Genomic DNA, 18,478 nt, shown 5'->3' on the forward strand with positions numbered 1-18,478 from the left:
CTGCATTGTTGATTGACAGACAGCATTCGCGAGCAGGCTCGCTCTCACACAGTGACTTCGACAGTCTAAAAGGATGTTTATGAACCTTGAGTTTTTTACACCGGTGGCGGCACTGGCAGCAGAGTTACTGCCGTACGCATTGGAGCCGTCCGACGACGGCGCTCACGACCTCGCCCACCTGCAACGGGTCTGGCACAACGTGCGTACGCTGCATGAAGAAGAAGGCGGTGATCTTGAGGTGTTGTTGGCCGCCGTGCTCTTGCACGATTGCGTGGCCGTCGAGAAGAATTCGCCACTGCGTTCGCAGGCTTCGCGGCTGGCGGCAGATAAAGCTTCGTCAGTGCTGGCCGATCTGAACTGGTCCGAAGAGAAAATCGCCGCCGTCGCCCACGCCATCGAAGCCCACAGTTTCTCCGCCAACATCACCCCGCTCACCCTCGAAGCGAAAATCGTCCAGGACGCCGATCGGCTCGACTCACTCGGCATGCTTGGCGTCGCCCGCACTTTCTACATCGCCGGGCGCATGGGTTCGGCGCTGTACGACCCGCAGGATCCCGAAGCGAAACAACGCGATTACGATGACACGCGTTTTTGCCTCGATCATTTCCAGACCAAACTGCTGCACCTCGCCGACGGTTTTCAGACCACCGCCGGCCAGCGTCTTGCGCAGGTCCGTCATCAACGTCTGAAGGGTTTCATGGAACAGTTCAAGGAAGAGATTGGCATCGTTTAAGCCGTTACTCCGGCGTGCGCTGAACCTGACTTCGCCAACTTCAGACCTAACCCGCTCACCTGGCGTGCTAAACAGATGACGCTGAATTTCCGGTCAAGGAACCGCGTCATGTCGCAAGCATCACCCCAGGTATCAGGCAAGCTGTTCGGCTTGTTCTGCCTCGCGAGTTATCTGCTGTCGTTGTCCTATGGCGCGACGTTTTTGCTGTCGCTGTTGATCGGTGCACGCGGCGGCAATGAACACGATGCCGGCAGCGTGATTTCGGCGGCGATGCTCAGTACGTTTGTCGCAGTGCTGGTGTCCGGGCATCTGTCGGACTGGCTCGGTGCGGCGCGTTCGATTGCCCTGTTTGGTCTGTTGCTGGTGGCGGCGAGTCTGGGCTTTGCAATGACGCCGGGATTCGGTCATCTGCTGTTGTTTTTTGGTTTGTTACTGGGCCTGGGCTGGGGGGTGTTTTACACCTTGGGACCGATCATCGTTGCCAGTCTGGTGACGCCGGCGCAACGGGCCAGGTATTTCGCGTTGCTGTCGGGCAGCATGATGACTGGCATCGGCAGCGGCCCGTTACTCGGGCGCGCCGCCAGTGCGTTGGGTATGCCTGTGACCTCGGCGTTTTATCTGGCGGCGCTGGCAAGCCTGATCGGCGCGCTGCTGTTCTGGCAACTCGGCGCAAAACTGAAAAGCACACAGGCGACAACCACCGCGAAAATCAGCTGGCAAGCAACCACTCAAGTGCTGGGCTCGCGCGCCGTGTTCCCGATCATCATGGTCGGTCTCGGCGGTTGCGTATTCGGTGGCCTGTCGAGCTTTCAGACCAGCTATGCCGCTGCGCGCTCGCTGGATTATTCATTGTTCTTTCTGGGCTTCATGAGTGCGGCGATCAGCAGTCGAATGTTGATCGCGGGGTATGTGGTCAAGCGTGACCCGTTGCGCGCGTCGAGCCTGCTGTCAGGGTTGATGTTGAGTTCGATTGTGCTGTTCGCGTTCGGCGTGCACGGCGGGTTCACTTACCTGCTGGCGGCAGTGCTGCTGGGTGTTGGTTATGGCCTGACCTATTCGGTGATCAACGGTCTGGCCGCCAACGAAGCACCGGCCGGCACCACATCACAGGCGCTGTTGCTGTTCAGTCTGGCGTACTTTATCGGCGTATTCGGCTTCCCGTTGCTCGCTGGCAAAATCATCGTCGAACACGGCATGGCAACGCTTTTACACACTGTGTTGGTAGTGGCATTGATGAACTGGCTGATCACCCTTGGTCGTCTGCTCTGGCGTCGACTGAATGTCAAAACCGTACCAGTGATTTAGACCGTTCGTCGTTCATCAGGCACCAAACCGCTCAGAGGGCAGACCAACGACAGGTAAGGATTCCAATCACTGGAGACGCCCTATGATCCCGTCAAGGTTGACCGCTTTCGTATTCAGCGCCCTGCTCTGCCCTGCAGTTTTCGCAGCATCCGCTACCGCTGCGGGCACCGGCCCTACCGACCCGACCCCACCACGCGCCCCCGCCATCAACAGTGCCCCCGGTATGAACACCGATGGCTCGGGCGTGCCTTTGATCAATCAGCCTCCCGCCACCGGTACTGATCCGCGCACCCAGGGCAGTGACCCGGGTCGTCAGGGCGGGATGAACACTCCCGACGCCCCCGCCACGCCTGACAATGCGGGCCCCGGCGTTGGCTCAAAAACCACCACAGGTGGCTCCGGTTCCGAAGGCTCCGGTCAGTAGTTCGCCGACGCGAGCGTCCTATTCAATCCAATGAAGAGGTAACCATGAACGTCGATAAAAACCTGGAAAAAGAAGTCCTCACCCGCCTGCTGCACGCCCATCCGAGTGGACTGGGCAAGGAAGTGTTGGACAATTACCGGGGCGAGAAAGTCGTGGCCAGCGCCCTCGCCGCTTTGCAGGATCGTGGACTGATTCACCACGGGCATGTGACCTGCAACGAGGCTGGCGAACATTCGTTGAACCTGCCGATCAAGCTCAGTGCGGCCGGGGTTGAAGCGGCGCGCAAGCTGGATAGCTGAGCGATATGATCGTGTGATCGTGTGATCGTGTGATCGTGTGATCGTGTGATCGCTAATCATGCAGGAGCGGCTGTTGGCTGCGATCTTTGCTTTTAGAAGATCAAAAGATCGCAGCCTTCGGCTGCTCCTACATTGGATCTAAGGCGAACAGAAATCCCCTGTGGGAGCGAGCTTGCTCGCGAAAACTATCTATCAGGCGCTGCTGGACTCGCGGATAAACGCATCCACCTCAGCCGCCCCCGGCGATGTCGCCGGCCCCCAACGTGTCACCGCGATAGCCGCTGCCGCATTTGCCCGCCGCGCGGCTTCATGCGCTGACAAACCCTGCGCCAACCCGGCGACAAACACCCCGGCATGTGCATCACCGGCACCATTGCTGTCCACGGCTTTCACGGCAAACCCCGGCACATGCCGACGCTCGTTGGCCTGTTGAATCCAGCAACCCTGCGGCCCGTCCCGCACCACCATCAGCACCTCTTTGGGCAGATGCTCAGTCAGACGATCCAGCGCTAAAGCAATGTCTTCAGCCCCAGTAAAGCGCAACGCCTCAACACTGTTGCTGGTCCACACATCAATGCGCGGCAGCAACGCTTTCATCAGCAGCGAGTCCGGCGATTCAACCAACGGGCCCGGATCGAACACCACGTTGATCGACTCCGGTAACGCCAACGTCCAGTCGAGCAACGCTTGGGCCTTGCCTTCGTGGAGCAGGCTGTAGCCGCTGAGATAAACGTAATCGCCCGCCTCGGCCACAACGCTGTTCAGATCCTCTTCGGTCACCTCACCTTCAGCGCCGATGTAGGAAATGAAACTGCGCTCGGCCGACGCATCGGTCAGCGCGACGCACAAACCGGTGTCTTTCAGTGCGGGTTCGGTGATGCCGATGTGAATCCCCTCGGCGTTCATCGCCTGGCGCGCGAGATCACCGAAACGCCCAGTGCCATGGCGACCGAGGTACACCACCGACAGGCCATTACGCACCGCCGCCGCCATCACGTTGAAACCGCCGCCTGCTTCGAAACCGGCCGACTGCGCCAGCACGTCACCGCCAATCTGCGGCAGCTTATCCACGGCCATGACCAGGTCGATAATGACCTGGCCGGTGTGCAACATCTTAGGCATGAGCATTCTCGGTTTGCGCGGCGCGGCGGTCTTTCGCCCCGCCAAGGACAAAGTAAATGCCACCGGCGACCACGAAGGTCACGATCCAGCCGAGGCCGTTGTGGCCCAGCCAAGAGTCGGACAGGAAGCCTTTGAACCAGACGTTTTCAGCAGTGGTGCCGATGGTGGTGAAACTGAAGCCAAGGACGATGGCAATCGCCCAGGCGCCGAACGCGCGCCACTCGATGCCGCCGTGATACCAGTAGGCACTGCTCGGGCTGACGTCGAGCAGGTCTTTCGGGCTGTAGTAGTGACGGTGAATCAGGTCGACGACGAAGATCCCGACCCACGCGGTGATCGGCACCGCCAGCAGGGAAATAAAGGTAATGAACGGGCCGTAGAAACTGTCGGCGATCAGCATGAAGTAGATCGAACCGGCGAAGATCGCGACGATATCCACTACCACGGCGTAGACGCGTTTGACCTTCAGGCCAAGGGTCAGCGTGGTCAGACCGGCGGAGTACACCGACAGGTTGTTCGACAGCAACAAGCCACCGAACGCGGTGATCAGGTACGGCACGGCCATCCACGTTGGCAGCATGTCGCGGATTGCAACAATCGGGTCAGTCGCCGAGGCGAGGTCGTTGTTACCCACCGAGAGCAGACCGCCAAGAGTGATCAGCAGCACCAGCGGAATGCCCGCACCGAACGCTGCTGATGCAACCAAACGCACGGCTTTGACGCTGCGATGCTGATAGCGCGACATGTCGGCGCCAGCGTTGGCCCAACCAATGCCGGTGCCCGCGGCCATGGTGCCGATACCGATGATCATTGCGCTCATCGGTGCTGGCGTAGCGTTGAACACGGCGCTCCAGTCGATGGTCGCGCAAAGGAAACCACCGACGAGAATGTTCAGCGCGCCGAACACGTAAGTGGCCCACTTCTGGATCACCAGCAGCGTCGCGTGGCCGAGGCCGGATACCGACAGGGTCATCAGAACGAAAATCGCGATGAAGATCAGCGTCAGTATCGGCGCACTTTTCGCTTCCACTGGCGAGCCGAACAGGATCGAGCACAGCGACAACAGCACAAATGCAGCGGTGGTGGTGTTGACCGTTTCCCAACCCAGGCGCGACATCAGCGAGACCAGCGTCGGGCCGATATTGCCGCGCACGCCGAAGATCGCCCGCGACAAGGTCAGGCTCGGCGCGCGGCCACGGCGACCGGCAATCGAGATGATCCCGACCACCGCGAACGAACCGGCAGCGCCGATGATTGCGACGATGATCGCCTGCCAGATCGCCAACCCGCGAAATGCGACCAGCGTGGCGCCCAGTGGCAGACCGAGGATGGAGATGTTAGCGGCGAACCAGACCCAGAACAGTTGCAGCGGATGCCCGTTGCACTCGGCTTCCGGTACCGGTTCGATGCCGCGGGTTTCCAGTTGCCCGGCGCTTTGCCCGACGGTTGATGAACTCATGAAGGTGCTCCTGTTTGCCTTTTTTGTGGTTGTGGCAATTGATGCAAAACGACAAGACATCGCGGCCATCCTCGGCCTGTCTGCGCGATCCATTGCGGGTTGTAAATTCGATTATGCGGTGCGCCTATCGCTGGCAAGCCAGCTCCCACAGGGATCAGGGTGTACACAAATGTGTGTTCACAGCAAAAACCTGTGGGAGCTGGCTTGCCAGCGATGGCGTCACTTCACTCAGCGCAACGCCAACAGCCCCTGCACCAACGGTTCAAGCTCTAGGTGATTAACCGATTTGACCGTGTCGATCATCGGCACTGGCCAGCTCTCAAGACCCAGGCAGGCCCCGAGCATGGCGCCGAGAATCGCCGCGATGGTGTCAGTGTCACCGCCAAGACTGGCGGCCATGCACAACGCATCAAACGCGCTCATCTCGCCGACGGCCACTTGCTGCGCCAGGGCAAAGGAGACCACCACCGATTCCTGCGACGCCACCGAAGTACCGATCACGTCATAGAGCAGATCCGCCAGCAAAGCCTTGTCGCTATCGACACTGATGGTGCGCGCCCAACTGATTCGCGAGCCAATGCGCCCACCGGCCACCCAGTGCCCGTGCGCCTCGGCTTGCTGAGCGATGTGCTGGCCGAGGTTCAACGCCTCGCCCAGGTCCATGCCATTGATGCCGGCAGATACCACCGCTGCCACCGCCGCCGCACTGGAAATCCCCAGTGTGGTGTTGTGCGTGACCTGACAGGCCTGTACCACCGCTGCGATAAACCGCTGAGGATCGGCAACATCCGCCGCGATCCCTACCGGCGTAATGCGCATGGCCGCGCCGTTAGTGGTGCCGTAGCGTCCGGCCTCTTCCGGCGAATGGCCGGCGAGGATCATTTCGATGGCGCGCTTGGTCGACGGCCCGAGCAAGTCCTGCGAGCCCTTGGCCTGCATCTCGGCCTCCCACTCGATCAAGCGTTGCGCGAGGATCGCCGGTTCGATGCGGCCTTTGCCTTCGACCAGCAACTCACCGACCAGAATGGCTTGTTCAGTGTCGTCGGTGATCGAGCCTTTGGGCATGTTTGCGGCGATGGGTTGCAAGGGACCTGCATCCTGCAGATCGGTGATTGTGCCGAAGCGGGTCTTGATGGTTTCGCGGTTCAGCGATTGCGTCGGCATGCCCAGCGCATCACCGAGGGCCAGGCCATAGAAAGCACCAAGGGCACGGTTGAACGCGGTCATTTCGATTCTCCAAATTGCAGGTGCAAACGGAAATGCACCGGGTCGAGCAGGCTTTCGACCAGCTCCATAAAACGGTTCTGGCGATCGTAGGTGGTGCGCAACGCCTTGAGGAAAACCGTGCCGACCGGGCGCCCGAGCAATTCGGCGTCTTCGGCATTCAACGGCTCGGCACCGATCCACTGATCACCGCGTTCGCCGATGTAGCCGTAAGCGGCCAAGGTGATGGTCAGGGAATTGTCGATCAGGCCGACACGCGGCAGGCTTTCCAGGCCGCCGGTGGCCGGCATCAAAGAGCGTTCGAGAGAGACCAGCGTGCCGTCGTTGGAGCGCCGACGGCGGTCGAGGGTAATGAATTGGTCAGTGCCGAACCGCGAGAGCAGATCGGGCCGGGTCACGGCTTCCAGACGCAGCACTTCGGTATTGATCAGCGCGCCGCTGTCGGCCAGCGCCTGCGCCCAGCCGCTGCGCTGGTCGAGCGCGACACCGTCGAAGGTGACGATGGAGCCGACGCCGCTTTGCGTGGCGATGTAGTTGCGCCGTTTCAGTTCGGCCAGCGCTTCGCGCAGCGTGCCTCGGCTGACTTTGAATTCTTGAGCCAACTGATGTTCGCCGGGCAACAGAAAGCCGTCCTCCATGAGGCCGCTTTCGATGCGTCGGACGAGTTCGTCGACCACCCGTTGTTTCTTGTCAAATCGTACCTGTCTAATCATGTACAAATTGATACCCGAAACTAGCGTGGGCGGGCAAGGGATATTTAGCGAGAGTGACGAAAGGCGGGAGAATCAAAAGCCCCTCACCCTAGCCCTCTCCCGAAGGGAGAGGGGACTGAATGGGGGATGCTCAAGAAGTACGCCGACCTGAAAGTGCTTCGCCGAATCCATAATCGACTAGGTCTTTCAGGTCGATGCAGGACGCAAAGCACCCCGGTCGGCCCCCTCTCCCTCCGGGAGAGGGCTGGGCGGGCGGCGTTCCGATGAGGGGCTCTTGATTTTTAGCGTTGTTTCAGACGGTCGATGACGACGGCCAACAGCAGGATCGAACCACGGATAACATATTGGTAGAAGGTATCAATGTTCTTCAGGTTCATCGCATTCTCAATGATCGCCAAAATCAACACCCCGGCAATCACATGCCGAATCATGCCGATCCCACCGCTCAACGACACCCCGCCCAACACGCAAGCCGAGATCACCGTCAGCTCAAATCCCTGACCTATCATCGGCTGCCCAGAGGTCATTCGCGACGCCAGAATCACCCCGGCCAGCGCACCGATCACACCGTGCACGGCAAAGATGATGATCTTGGTGCGATCAACGTTCACACCCGCGAGCAACGCCGCTTCCTGATTGCCACCAATGGCCATGGTGTTGCGCCCGTAGGTGGTGTAATTCAACAGCCAACCAAAAAACAGGAAGCAAACAATGGTGATCAGAATCGGCACCGGCACGCCAAACAACTGGCCATTGCCGAAAACGAAGAACGATTCCTGCGACACGCCCACTGCTTTGCCGTTGGCAAAAATGTAAGCCAGACCGCGAACAATCTGCATGGTCGCCAACGTCGTGATCAAGGCGTTGACGCGCAACTTGGCAATCACGATGCCGTTGATCAACCCGACAATCAGGCCCATCACCAGCGCCGCGCTGACACCGAGAAACACGCTATTGGTGTCGCGCATCACCACCGCCGCAACTACCCCGGCGCAGGCAATCACCGAGCCGACCGACAAGTCGAAATGCCCCGACGCCAGGCAGTACAACATCGTGCACGCGGCGATCCCGGTGGTGGAAATCGCCAAGCCCAATCCGCGCATGTTCAGCGGCGAAAGGAAGTTGTCGATCAGCAAGGTGCAGGCGACAAAAATGCCCACGGCCGCCAGCAGCATGACCCAGTCGTCGAGGAAGCGGCGCATGTCCAGAGGTTTGCGCTCTTTGGGCAGGGTTTCGTTTTGGGTTGTCATCATAGTCACCTCTCAGTTCGCCACGCCGTCAGCGCGGTGGCGCGGCAAAGCCAGTTGCAGCAGGTTGGATTCATTGGCCTGATCGCGGCCGATTTCGCCGCGCAGGGCGCCTTCGCAGAGCACCAGAATGCGGTCGGAAATACCCATCACTTCCATCAGGTCGCTGGACACCACGATCACCGAAATGCCGTCGGCGGCGAGGTTATGGATGATCTGGTAAATCTCGGCTTTGGCACCGATGTCGATGCCGCGCGTCGGTTCGTCGAGCAGCAGGACTTTCATCGGCATCGACAGCCAGCGACCGAGAATGGCCTTCTGCTGATTGCCACCGGAAAGGAATTTGATCTGCTGACCGGCGTGCGGGGTTTTCACTTTCAGGGCTTTGATCTGTTTGTCGGCGTTGCCCTTTTCCCACAGACCGCGAATCAGGCAACCGAGGCCCGAATGGGCGCCGCGTGCGCTGATATTGATGTTTTCGGCAACGCTGGCCAGCGGGATAATGCCTTCCTTCTTGCGATCTTCCGGGCAGAGCAGAATGCCCGCAGCAATCGCGTCGCGCGGTGAGCGCAGTTTCAGTTCGTGACCGCGCAATTCGAGGCGTCCGGCGGTGTTGCGTTCCAGCCCGCTGAGCAAGCGAAACAGCTCGGTGCGCCCTGCCCCGACCAATCCGAACAGGCCAAGAATTTCACCTTTGTGCGCTTCGAAACTGATCGGTTCGCGCAGACCCGGGCCGAGCAAACCATCAACCTTCAGCGCGACGGCACCGCGTGGTCGATGGCGATAATCGTAAATGTCCTGAATGTCGCGGCCGACCATGCAGGTCACCAACTGATCGTGGCTCAACTGGCTCATGTCGTCGAAGGTGCGCACGTAGCGACCGTCCTTGAACACCGTCACGGCGTCACAGATGCGGAACACTTCTTCCATGCGGTGGGAAACGTAGAGCACGACTTTGCCCTCGTCACGCAGGCGTCCGATGATCGCCATCAAGCGGTCGATCTCACGGGCCGAAAGGCTGCTGGTCGGTTCGTCGAAAGCGATGACGTGGGCGCCGCGCGACAGCGCCTTGGCGATTTCCACCAATTGCCGCTGGCCGAGGGACAAGCGCCCGACCTTGGTTTGCGGATCGATTTCGTCGGCCAGGCCTTTGAGGCAGTTCAACGCTTGCTGGCGTAAAGCACCGCGATTGATCAAACCGAAACTGGCCGGCAGATGGCCGAGGAACAGGTTTTCGGCGACGGTCATTTCCGGCACCAGATGCAGCTCCTGGTGAATCACCGCGACGCCGCTGCCGATGCTGTCAGCGGTCGACTTGAACGCCATGGTCTGCTCGCCGATCTGCAACTCGCCGCTGCTCGGGATGTAAGCACCGCCGAGGATTTTCAGCAGGGTCGATTTGCCGGCGCCGTTCTCGCCCATCAAGGCGTGAACCTGGCCGGGATGGGCGACAAAGCTGATAGCGTCCAGCGCTTTCACCCCGGGAAAGGTTTTGCCGATCCCGTTGAAGCGCAGGCTGCCGCTGGCGCCGTGTTGTTCTTGTGTTTGTACTTGCGCGTGCATAAAGCCACCTCTTCACACCGAAAAACGGCCCGGCTGCCCGGGCCGTCGCGGCATCAGTTCCACAGGCCGATTTTTTCCAGCTCTTGCTTGAAGTTCTCGCGGGTGATCAGGGTGACGTCGTCCATCGCGGTGTACTTCGGCGGTTCTTTGCCGGTGGTGACCCACTCGTACATCATCTCTGCGGTTTTGTAGCCTTCGATGTGCGGGCTTGGCAGCATCGAGCCGAAGAAACCGCTATTAGGCTTTTTCAGTTCGCCGATGGCGTCGGTGCCGTTGATGCCGATGCCGATCACGTTGGCCGCAGCAAACCCGGCGGCTTCGGTGGCGCGCACGCCGCCGAGCACGGTGTTGTCGTTCATGCCGCCGATGATCAGGTTTTTCGCCGCGCTTGGCAGCTTCACCAGCGCCGAGTTAGTGGCGTCCATGCTGCCCGGTACGTCGAGGGTTTTCAGCGCAGCGAACAGAATGTGGTCTTTCGGCATACCGGCGTCTTCAAGGGACTTCACCGAACCGTCGGTGCGCTTCTTGCCGGTATCGAGCTCGTTGTAGGTGTTGACCACCGCGTAAGTGTCTTTCCAGTCCCAGTTACGTTTCTTCGCTTCGGCGACCATGGCGTTGCCCTGTTTCTGGCCAACTTCAAACGCGGCCATGCCGAGGTACGGCACGTCTTCCATGAACTTGCCGTTGGCGTCGACGAAACGGTCATCGACGGCAATCACTTTCAGGTCGTTGAGTTTGGCTTTGGCCATGATTGCCAGGCCGAGCGAGACGTCCGGCGGGCAAATCACAAAGCCCTTGGCACCGTTGGCAGCAAGACTGTCGATCGCCGAGAGGGTTTTCTCACCGTCCGGCACGGCAATCTTGATCAGTTCAAAGCCCTTGTCCTTGGCGGCTTTCTCGGCGAAGGCCCACTCGGTCTGGAACCACGGTTCTTCCGCCTGCTTGACCAGAAAACCGATTTTCACGGTGTCGGCAGCGAGCAGGGCACTGCTCAGGCTGAACGCGGTGACCGCCAGGGCGGTACTGCACAGGGTACGAATCCCGAAACGACGTTTCATAAGCTGACTCCTTGTTATTTTTTTTGAGCAATGTTTGAAAAGCGTTAAAGCGTGTTCCTGCAAAATCTTCTGACAATAGTCATATCGTATGATGATTGGATTTCACACGGATTTATCCGCGTGAAAGCCACTGTGCTCAGTCGTGGTACATCACCGAGCGCCCACCATCGATGGTGATGCATGCAGCATTGATGAACGGCGCCTCATCGCTGGCCAGAAATACCGCGGTCATCGCCACTTCGAGCGGCTGACCGATGCGCTTCGGCGGGTGCAGATCGAAGGCGCGCTGACGCTCGGCGTGCGGGTCGGCGAATCCGTTCCAGTAGTCGACGTTCAACTGCGTCTCGATATAGCCCGGGGCGATGGCGTTGACGCGGATGCCCTTAGCGGCGTACTCAATGCCGAGCGCGCGGGTCAGGCCGAGCAAACCGTGTTTGGCCACCGGGTACGGAAAGCAGCCGGGAATGATGTGGCTGGAATGGGTCGAAGCAATGTTGATGATGCTGCCGACGCCCTGCTCGATCATCTGTGGCAGCACCGCTTTGCAGCCGAACCAGGCGCCGTCCAAATCAATAGCGAAGCAGCGACGCCAATCTTCTTCGGTCATGACCAGCGGATCACAGAACACGTTGACCCCGGCGCAGTTGACCAGCACATCGATGCGCCCGTGCAGCTCAACGGCGCGTTTGGCCATGGCATGCAGGTCGGGCTGATGCGAGACATCCGCCTTCAGCGCTTGCACGTCGTAACCTTGCTCACGCCAGTGCACGGCAACCGTTTCGACTTTTTCCGCCTGAATATCACTGATCACCAGTTTCGCTTGCTGCGAGGCGAACGCCGCAACAATGGCTTCGCCGATGCCTTGGGCGGCGCCGGTCAGCAGCACGACCTTGTTTTTCAGACGCTCGCCCCTCGGCGGCGCAGGCACCGGCGGCAGGGAAAGAGGTTCAGCCATGGATCAGGACTCCTGTTTCGCAAGCACAAAAAAACCGGGCATCTGCCGATGTCCGGTCTGGAAGGCGGTTGGAACGAAACAGGCAAGCGCAGGCGACAGCTTGGGGCCGTTGCGAGACGCGGACTCCGCACGGGAGTGCGATAGACATTCGCTGCATCACTTCACCTGTTTTGTTTTTTTAAGTGTGAGTGCGTGTTACTGCTGGAGCCGACTATAAACCCGACTGCCGAATAATCTCAATATATAATTTTGCATCCCATATTTTGGGATTTAACCAGCAAACCGCGTACAGAGTTTTCCTGCGACATCCATGCGCATCGACAGCACTGCGCCATCCAATGGATGGTTGCTCGGGCTCTGGGCGCTGGTGATGAACAGGGTTTTCAGGTCTTCACCGCCGAATACACAACTGGTCGGGCGGCTGACAGGCAGATCGATCCTGCGGTCGACCTTGCCGTCAGGCGTCAGGCGCAGCAGGCAGCTACCGTCCCAGCGGGCATTCCATACATAGCCTTCGGCATCCATTGCTGAACCGTCCGGGCCACCGTTCTGATCAGGGCCGTACCAAGGAGTGGCCACATCAAGGTTGCCGTCGGCATGAATAAAATAGCGATACAGCGTGTCATCGAGACTGTCACCGAACAGGACTGTGGTGCCGTCGTCGCTCCACAGCAGCGTGTTGGGAATGCCCAGGCCGCGCAGCAATGGCGTAACACGTTTATCCGGATCTATGCGGAACAGGCCACCGGAGCGCTGGGTGATCGGCAGATCTTCGCCCTGCTCGCCGATGTTGTTTTGCATGGTGCCGAGCCACAGTCGCCCCTGAGCATCGCAACGCGCTTCGTTGGGGCGATTGCCCGGTTGCGGGTCGGCGACGCAGAACAGCGTCAGGCGTGGTTCGAGGCCCGGGGAATCTAGGTCGAGGCGATAGACGCCGCTGCTCAGGGTCACCAGTGCATCGCCGCTGGCGCAGGGGATGAAGGCGGAAACGTGTTCGGGCATCTGCCAGATCTGCACGTTCTGGCCGATCAGACGCAGGGCCTGTTTGCCGGCAATGTCGACCCAGTACAACGCCTGGGTCGGCGCGTCCCAGAACGGGCCTTCACCGAGTCGGGCGCGGTGTTGGGTCAGGGCGGTCCACGGCATATAACGGTCTCCATTGTTCTTGTGATTTTCTGTAGGAGTGAGCCTGCTCGCGATGGCGTAGTGTCAGTTGACTTCAATGCGGCTGATATACCGCTATCGCGAGCAGGCTCACTCCTACAGGGGATCTGGGTGTTAGCCGGCTTTTTTGTCGGCCATGACTTTCGGGTAGAAGCGTTTGATCGCCAGGTCGGCGTTGTCGATCAGGGTCATGCACGCCCACACGCCCCGCGCGGAATCCCGGGCGGCGATGGCGTCGGCCATGTCCTTGTGGATCGGCAAGGTGCGGCGCAGTTCATCCGGATCGGCAGCAGACACTTCGAACGATACCGCCAGCAACGCACCGAGCGCCGGAACCATTTGTTCAATGAATTGATTGTGGCTGGCCGCGAGGATGCATTCGTGGAAGAACTGGTCGGCGCGGTTGTAATCGGTGCCGCTGTCGACCGCGCGCTCGAGGGCGTTGTAAGCCAGTTGCACCGCTTCGATCTGGTCCAGCGTCGCCCGCTCACATGCCCAGCGCACGGCCATCGGTTCGATGGTGCGGCGCAGGTCAAGCAAGTCATCGACAAAATTTTCCGGCAGGCCGTTGCGCGACAGCCAACCGACCACTTGCGGATCGAACAGGTTCCAGCGCCGCACCGGCAGCACGCGGGTGCCGACTTTCGGCCCGACTTCGAGCATGCCTTTGGCGACGAGGGTTTTGATTGCTTCGCGAATAACCGTGCGACTGACGCCGAGCTGTTCACCCAGATCGGCCTCGACCTTGATGGTCTGCCCCGGCTTGACCTGGCCAGCGGCGATCCAGCTGCCCAGCCAGTCGACCGTGGATGCGTGAAAGCTGCTGGACATGAACACCTCAAAGCGGGTCGCGATGGGTGATCAAGCTAATCATCATACGATTAGCTGTCAACGACAAAAAAGATCGCAGCCTTCGGCAGCTCCTACAGGTGTAAGCCATGTAGGAGCTGCCGAAGGCTGCAATCTTTTAAGGTTCGAGGCCGATGCGGAAGAACTCTCCGCCGCTCCACACACCGAGCCAGCGCTGGCCATCGATTTCGCGACTGACCGCCAGTTCCACCAGTTGATAGAACACATTGCGATGAATCAGCGCTTCAAGATTGGTACGCACATGCACGTAAGGCGCCGGCTCTTGGGTCGTGGGATCAATCTCGACGCGGATCGGATGCTCCGGCCCGGCCTCAGCGGTTTCATCAACGTTGGTGGTAAAGCGCAACAGCTGCGCCTCCCCTTCGCCTTCAACCTCGACCGCAATCGCCACAAACGGCGCGTCGTCGACCTTGATCCCGACCTTCTCGACCGGGGTAATCAGGAAGTAATCATCGCCGTCGCGGCGCATGATCGTGGAGAACAATTTGACCATCGGCTTGCGCCCGATCGGCGTGCCCAGGTAATACCAGGTGCCGTCGCGGGCGATGCGCATATCGATGTCGCCGCAGAAGTCCGGATTCCACAAGTGCACCGGCGGCAAGCCTTTGGTTTTCGGGATCTGTCCCAACAGGTCATTGGCTTTTTGCGGGCCACTCATGGCGTTCTCCTTGAATTATTGGTCGCCGACTCCCAACAGGCTGCGCGCGTACTGTGCCAGCGGCGGGCCGATCAGGTCTTCGGGCTTGCTGTCGTGGAACGTCAGTAAACCGCCACGACTCTTGATCCGTGCAGTATCAATCAAATACTGGGTGCTGGTCTCGATCAACATGATCTGAATCACGCCGCCGTCGATGCCGAGGCGATCCACCGCTTCTTCATCGAGCCACTCATCGGAGTTGCCGATGCGGTCGTCAGCCTTGGCGAAACGCGTGTACAGCAGATAGTGCGCACCGGCATCACGAGCTTCACCCATCGCCTGATCGAGGCCTTCCGGCGCGCGAGCACGGCGGACCATCGGGAAGTACTCGACGAAGCCTTTGAAGGCTTCTTCGGCCACCACGTTCGGGCGCGGGTAGGAACCGCCCGGCGGTGCGAACGCGCCTTGGGCGATGTAGATGAACGAGTCCGGCTGAATGCGGAAATTGTTCACGCGACGGCTGTCGCTGTGATCCAGCAAGCCCGCGTCGCTCATCTGGTAGCGAGTGCCTTCGGCCATATCGCTGACAGTCATACAGCCGCCAAGCGCCAAAACGGCCAGCAGCAAAACCAGGCTACGCATCCTATTCCTCCAGAGGCCGGTGACGGAAAACCGGCGAATGGCCGTTGGATGCAGCTTTTGCGCCAGCTCTGGTTCTTCGTTGATTGTTAGATCGTATTCGCGAGCAGGCTCGCTCCCACAGGGGGAATACATTCCAAGGTGGGAGCGAGCCTGCTCGCGAAAGCGGTTGATCAGCCGCCGATAATTTTCATCACTGTCGCGCCACCTGAGAACGCCACCTCCTGCTTGTCGCCCAACGCCTTGACCAACAGACGCTGCAGCGCTGGCAAGGCCTGATGACGCGGCTTGTCGAGCAAATCGCCGACATAGTGACGGTTGCTCGACGACAGGCAGCCATGCAGCCAACCAGTCGACGACAGGCGCAAGCGCGAGCACGTCCGGCAGAACGGCACGCTTTCGTTGGCGATCACGCCAAAGTTGCCCAGGCCAGGAATCGCATAGCGCACCGCCGTAGCGTCAACTGGCGCGTCGGTTTGCGCGTACTCGTAACGTTCGCCAATCAGTTGCAGCAATTGCTGCAGGCTGACGAACTGTTGCAGGAACGCATTGGAGTCCTTGGCCAGATGGCCCATGCGCATCAGCTCGATGAAGCGCAGTTCGTATCCGCGCTCCAGGCAGTAATCCAGCAGCGGCATCACCTGGTCGAGGTTCTGCCCGCGCAATGGCACCATGTTGACCTTGATCTTCATCCCCGCCGCTGCCGCTTGATCCATGCCGTCGAGCACCGTGGCCAGATCGCCGCCACGGGCGATGCTGCGGAAAGCACCGGCGTCGAGGGTATCGAGGGACACGTTGATCCGGCGCAGACCGGCATCCACCAGCAGTGGCAGTTTTTTTGCGAGGAGTTGACCGTTGGTGGTCAGGCTGATGTCTTCCAGGCCCATCTTGCCGACAGCGGTCATGAACGATTCGAGTTTGGGACTGACCAGCGGCTCGCCACCGGTAATTCGCAGCCGCTCGATGCCGGCGGCTTCGATCAGATACGCCACGCCACGCGCCATGGCTTCGGCCGACAGTTCATCCTGCGCAGCCACCAACCGCTTGCCGTTCGGCACGCAGTAGGTACACGCGTAATTGCAGGCTGAAGTCAGACTGATCCGCAAATTGCGAAAACGCCTGCCTTGACGGTCAACGATCATGATCACTCCGGCGATAGAAAATCGAGCCGCTAAAACTTGACTCACAAATCAAGTTTTAGCAAGCCCTATGCCTGAGTATATTCCTGCGTTACTGCGTCATGTAGCGAAATCATGGCGCAATAAGGCGGCTGAATGGCTCAGCTGCTTGGCGTTTCCGGGTCACGCTTGCGTTTGTTGCCCATGCGCACGCCAATGTCCATCAGGAACTGGAAGAAACCTTCCTGATCTTCCAGCACATTGCTCCAGAACGGCGAGTGATACAGCGCAACAGCGCCGTGCACCAGCGCCCAGGAGGCGCAGTAGTGGAAGTATGGCGGCACGTCTTCGAGCTTGCCTTCGCTGATACGGCCCTTGATCAGCAAGGTCAGGCGTTCGAAGTTCGAGGCACGGATCTTGTGCAACTCCTCGACCATTTCCGGCACCTGATTGCCTTTGACGACCTTCTCTTCGAGACGGTCGAACAGGCGATAACGCTGCGGGTCGCGCATGCGGAATTCGAAGTAGGCGCGGGACAGCGCTTCCTTGTCCTTGTCGACATCGGCCGAATGCAGCAGCTCGTTCAAATCGCGCTCGTAATCAAGCATGAGGCGCAGATAGATCTCGGCCTTGGATTTGAAGTGCTTGTAGATCGTGCCTTTGCCGATACCCACGGCATCAGCAATCATCTCGACGGTGACACTGTCTTCACCTTGGTCGAGGAACAGCTTGAGCGCGGTATCGAGAATTTCTTGCTCGCGGCGACGAAACTCACGGACCTTACGAGGTTCTTTGTGCATAAGAAAAGGTCTGAAGGGTCAAAATTCGAAGCCGCGTATTATGCCTAACTTGCGCAAAAATGCACGGATCATCCGACCATATCTGTGTTTCATGTTCATTTTGAGAACGTTTTGGGCGCAATGAGAACTCAACTGAAGCGAACGTATTCCAAATTTGTTTAAAAACCCCGACCGGCTAACTGGACTGCACGCCAGACTGATCAATACTTGAACTGTCGGGCGACATCTCCCCCAAGTGTCGCGCCGATAAAGGTACCAAGGGACCGCGTGCCTTTGTTTTACTCCTAATGGTCTTAACCCGGATTCACCCCCCAGAACCCGGGTTTTTTTTGCCTGCGATTTGGCTAAGGCCTACAGGGCAGATTTAACACTGGCTAGCGGGAACAGACGCTTGAAGTTTTCGGTGGTCTGCTCAGCAAAATGTTCGTAGTTCTCTCCGCGCAACATCGCCAGGAATTCCGCCACTTCGCGCACGTACTGCGGCAGGTTCGGCTTGCCGCGATAAGGGATCGGCGCCAGATACGGTGAATCGGTTTCCACCAGCAAGCGATCCGCCGGGACCTTGCTCGCGACGTCGCGCAACGCATCAGCATTGCGGAACGTGACAATACCCGACAGGGAAATGTAATAACCCATGTCCAGTGCAGCCTTGGCCATGTCCCAGTCTTCGGTGAAGCAATGCAGCACACCGGCCTGAGGCAACGCCGCTTCGCGCAGCAATTCAAGGGTATCGGCACGCGCGCCACGGGTGTGGATGATCACCGGTTTGCCGGTCTGCTGCGCCGCTTGCAGGTGCAGACGAAATGACTCCTGCTGCAGTTCGGCAGCTTCCGGCTCATAGTGATAATCGAGGCCGGTCTCACCGATCGCCACGACTTTCGGGTGATTGAGTTCGTGCAACAGCCAGTCCAGCGCTGGCGCCGCACCGGGTTGTACATCGAGCGGATGCACGCCGACCGAACAATCGACATCGTCATAACGCTCAGCCAGGGCTTTGACGTCGGCGGCGTTATCGGCACTCACGCCGATGCACAAGAAGTGCCCTACTCCGCGCTCACGGGCCGCATCCAGTGCAGCATCCAGCGAGCCGTCATGGGCGGCGAGGTCGAGGCGATCAAGGTGACAATGGGAATCTACAAGCATAAAAA

General features: G+C 59.4%; 19 protein-coding genes. 4 read left to right on the forward strand and 15 right to left on the reverse strand.

Annotated features, from left to right (window positions below; translation table 11 throughout):
• Positions 1–79 precede the first annotated feature (79 nt).
• From CKW26_RS10970 to CKW26_RS10985, 4 genes are all read left to right on the forward strand, one after another.
• A complete protein-coding gene (locus CKW26_RS10970) occupies positions 80–733 on the forward strand; it encodes an HD domain-containing protein (protein WP_095048595.1) in 654 nt (217 codons plus the stop codon).
• Between the two features lie 108 nt (positions 734–841).
• The gene (locus tag CKW26_RS10975; protein ID WP_095048596.1) at positions 842–2,038 is read left to right on the forward strand and encodes an MFS transporter; all 1,197 of its coding nucleotides are present in this window, start codon (positions 842–844) and stop codon (positions 2,036–2,038) included.
• An 82-nt stretch (positions 2,039–2,120) separates the two neighbouring features.
• Positions 2,121–2,462, forward strand: coding sequence for a hypothetical protein (locus tag CKW26_RS10980; protein ID WP_007908306.1), 342 nt, complete (start codon positions 2,121–2,123; stop codon positions 2,460–2,462).
• A gap of 44 nt (positions 2,463–2,506) precedes the next feature.
• Positions 2,507–2,761 (forward strand): hypothetical protein, encoded by a 255-nt coding sequence (locus CKW26_RS10985; protein WP_092279308.1) that lies wholly within the window; start codon positions 2,507–2,509, stop codon positions 2,759–2,761.
• A gap of 192 nt (positions 2,762–2,953) precedes the next feature.
• Here CKW26_RS10985 and CKW26_RS10990 read toward each other — a convergent pair whose 3' ends face one another.
• The 15 genes from CKW26_RS10990 to CKW26_RS11060 form a co-directional block, all read right to left on the reverse strand.
• Positions 2,954–3,883, reverse strand: coding sequence for a PfkB family carbohydrate kinase (locus CKW26_RS10990; RefSeq protein ID WP_095048597.1), 930 nt, complete (start codon positions 3,881–3,883; stop codon positions 2,954–2,956).
• Positions 3,876–5,342, reverse strand: coding sequence for a cytosine permease (locus CKW26_RS10995; protein ID WP_095048598.1), 1,467 nt, complete (start codon positions 5,340–5,342; stop codon positions 3,876–3,878). The genes CKW26_RS10990 and CKW26_RS10995 overlap by 8 nt, the downstream gene beginning before the upstream one ends.
• Positions 5,343–5,570: 228 nt before the next feature.
• Positions 5,571–6,569, reverse strand: a complete 999-nt coding sequence (locus CKW26_RS11000) for an ADP-ribosylglycohydrolase family protein (RefSeq protein ID WP_095048599.1) — start codon at positions 6,567–6,569, stop codon at positions 5,571–5,573.
• Positions 6,566–7,279, reverse strand: a complete 714-nt coding sequence (locus CKW26_RS11005) for a GntR family transcriptional regulator (protein ID WP_095048600.1) — start codon at positions 7,277–7,279, stop codon at positions 6,566–6,568. Before CKW26_RS11005 ends, CKW26_RS11000 begins: the two co-directional genes overlap by 4 nt.
• Positions 7,280–7,560: 281 nt before the next feature.
• Positions 7,561–8,529 carry an L-arabinose ABC transporter permease AraH gene (gene araH / locus CKW26_RS11010; RefSeq protein ID WP_026000669.1) on the reverse strand — a complete coding sequence of 323 codons (969 nt, stop codon included), beginning with the start codon at positions 8,527–8,529 and terminating at the stop codon, positions 7,561–7,563.
• 12 nt (positions 8,530–8,541) lie between these two features.
• Positions 8,542–10,089, reverse strand: coding sequence for an L-arabinose ABC transporter ATP-binding protein AraG (gene araG, locus CKW26_RS11015; protein WP_095048601.1), 1,548 nt, complete (start codon positions 10,087–10,089; stop codon positions 8,542–8,544).
• Positions 10,090–10,142: 53 nt separating this feature from the next.
• Positions 10,143–11,147 carry a substrate-binding domain-containing protein gene (locus CKW26_RS11020; protein WP_095048602.1) on the reverse strand — a complete coding sequence of 335 codons (1,005 nt, stop codon included), beginning with the start codon at positions 11,145–11,147 and terminating at the stop codon, positions 10,143–10,145.
• A 136-nt stretch (positions 11,148–11,283) separates the two neighbouring features.
• Positions 11,284–12,102, reverse strand: a complete 819-nt coding sequence (locus CKW26_RS11025; RefSeq protein WP_095048603.1) for an SDR family oxidoreductase — start codon at positions 12,100–12,102, stop codon at positions 11,284–11,286.
• 270 nt (positions 12,103–12,372) lie between these two features.
• Positions 12,373–13,248 (reverse strand): SMP-30/gluconolactonase/LRE family protein, encoded by an 876-nt coding sequence (locus CKW26_RS11030; RefSeq protein ID WP_095048604.1) that lies wholly within the window; start codon positions 13,246–13,248, stop codon positions 12,373–12,375.
• 132 nt (positions 13,249–13,380) lie between these two features.
• Positions 13,381–14,097 (reverse strand): FadR/GntR family transcriptional regulator, encoded by a 717-nt coding sequence (locus CKW26_RS11035; RefSeq protein WP_095048605.1) that lies wholly within the window; start codon positions 14,095–14,097, stop codon positions 13,381–13,383.
• Positions 14,098–14,233: 136 nt separating this feature from the next.
• Positions 14,234–14,794, reverse strand: coding sequence for a DUF1285 domain-containing protein (locus CKW26_RS11040; protein WP_053122580.1), 561 nt, complete (start codon positions 14,792–14,794; stop codon positions 14,234–14,236).
• A gap of 15 nt (positions 14,795–14,809) precedes the next feature.
• Positions 14,810–15,415, reverse strand: coding sequence for a DUF4823 domain-containing protein (locus CKW26_RS11045; protein WP_007908280.1), 606 nt, complete (start codon positions 15,413–15,415; stop codon positions 14,810–14,812).
• Positions 15,416–15,585: 170 nt separating this feature from the next.
• A complete protein-coding gene (locus CKW26_RS11050; RefSeq protein WP_095048606.1) occupies positions 15,586–16,554 on the reverse strand; it encodes a GTP 3',8-cyclase MoaA in 969 nt (322 codons plus the stop codon).
• Between the two features lie 137 nt (positions 16,555–16,691).
• A complete protein-coding gene (locus CKW26_RS11055) occupies positions 16,692–17,330 on the reverse strand; it encodes a TetR/AcrR family transcriptional regulator (protein WP_007908276.1) in 639 nt (212 codons plus the stop codon).
• A gap of 351 nt (positions 17,331–17,681) precedes the next feature.
• Positions 17,682–18,473: a TatD family hydrolase gene (locus tag CKW26_RS11060; protein WP_095048607.1), complete on the reverse strand. Its 792-nt coding sequence runs from the start codon at positions 18,471–18,473 to the stop codon at positions 17,682–17,684.
• Between the last annotated feature and the right edge of the window lie 5 nt (positions 18,474–18,478).

Source organism: Pseudomonas sp. Irchel s3h9 (assembly GCF_900187475.1).
Taxonomy (GTDB): domain Bacteria; phylum Pseudomonadota; class Gammaproteobacteria; order Pseudomonadales; family Pseudomonadaceae; genus Aquipseudomonas; species Aquipseudomonas neuropathica.

What these genes read in the sequence shown, in the direction of transcription:
- CKW26_RS10975 (WP_095048596.1), top strand. Translation starts at nt 842, where the DNA reads ATGTCGCAAGCATCACCCCAGGTATCAGGCAAGCTGTTCGGCTTGTTC.
- CKW26_RS11045 (WP_007908280.1), bottom strand. Translation starts at nt 15,415, where the DNA reads ATGCGTAGCCTGGTTTTGCTGCTGGCCGTTTTGGCGCTTGGCGGCTGT.
- CKW26_RS10995 (WP_095048598.1), bottom strand. Translation starts at nt 5,342, where the DNA reads ATGAGTTCATCAACCGTCGGGCAAAGCGCCGGGCAACTGGAAACCCGC.
- CKW26_RS11020 (WP_095048602.1), bottom strand. Translation starts at nt 11,147, where the DNA reads ATGAAACGTCGTTTCGGGATTCGTACCCTGTGCAGTACCGCCCTGGCG.
- CKW26_RS11035 (WP_095048605.1), bottom strand. Translation starts at nt 14,097, where the DNA reads ATGTCCAGCAGCTTTCACGCATCCACGGTCGACTGGCTGGGCAGCTGG.
- araG (WP_095048601.1), bottom strand. Translation starts at nt 10,089, where the DNA reads ATGCACGCGCAAGTACAAACACAAGAACAACACGGCGCCAGCGGCAGC.
- CKW26_RS11025 (WP_095048603.1), bottom strand. Translation starts at nt 12,102, where the DNA reads ATGGCTGAACCTCTTTCCCTGCCGCCGGTGCCTGCGCCGCCGAGGGGC.
- CKW26_RS11055 (WP_007908276.1), bottom strand. Translation starts at nt 17,330, where the DNA reads ATGCACAAAGAACCTCGTAAGGTCCGTGAGTTTCGTCGCCGCGAGCAA.
- CKW26_RS11005 (WP_095048600.1), bottom strand. Translation starts at nt 7,279, where the DNA reads ATGATTAGACAGGTACGATTTGACAAGAAACAACGGGTGGTCGACGAA.
- CKW26_RS10985 (WP_092279308.1), top strand. Translation starts at nt 2,507, where the DNA reads ATGAACGTCGATAAAAACCTGGAAAAAGAAGTCCTCACCCGCCTGCTG.
- CKW26_RS11040 (WP_053122580.1), bottom strand. Translation starts at nt 14,794, where the DNA reads ATGAGTGGCCCGCAAAAAGCCAATGACCTGTTGGGACAGATCCCGAAA.
- CKW26_RS10970 (WP_095048595.1), top strand. Translation starts at nt 80, where the DNA reads ATGAACCTTGAGTTTTTTACACCGGTGGCGGCACTGGCAGCAGAGTTA.
- CKW26_RS10980 (WP_007908306.1), top strand. Translation starts at nt 2,121, where the DNA reads ATGATCCCGTCAAGGTTGACCGCTTTCGTATTCAGCGCCCTGCTCTGC.
- CKW26_RS11030 (WP_095048604.1), bottom strand. Translation starts at nt 13,248, where the DNA reads ATGCCGTGGACCGCCCTGACCCAACACCGCGCCCGACTCGGTGAAGGC.
- CKW26_RS11050 (WP_095048606.1), bottom strand. Translation starts at nt 16,554, where the DNA reads ATGATCGTTGACCGTCAAGGCAGGCGTTTTCGCAATTTGCGGATCAGT.
- araH (WP_026000669.1), bottom strand. Translation starts at nt 8,529, where the DNA reads ATGACAACCCAAAACGAAACCCTGCCCAAAGAGCGCAAACCTCTGGAC.
- CKW26_RS10990 (WP_095048597.1), bottom strand. Translation starts at nt 3,883, where the DNA reads ATGCCTAAGATGTTGCACACCGGCCAGGTCATTATCGACCTGGTCATG.
- CKW26_RS11000 (WP_095048599.1), bottom strand. Translation starts at nt 6,569, where the DNA reads ATGACCGCGTTCAACCGTGCCCTTGGTGCTTTCTATGGCCTGGCCCTC.
- CKW26_RS11060 (WP_095048607.1), bottom strand. Translation starts at nt 18,473, where the DNA reads ATGCTTGTAGATTCCCATTGTCACCTTGATCGCCTCGACCTCGCCGCC.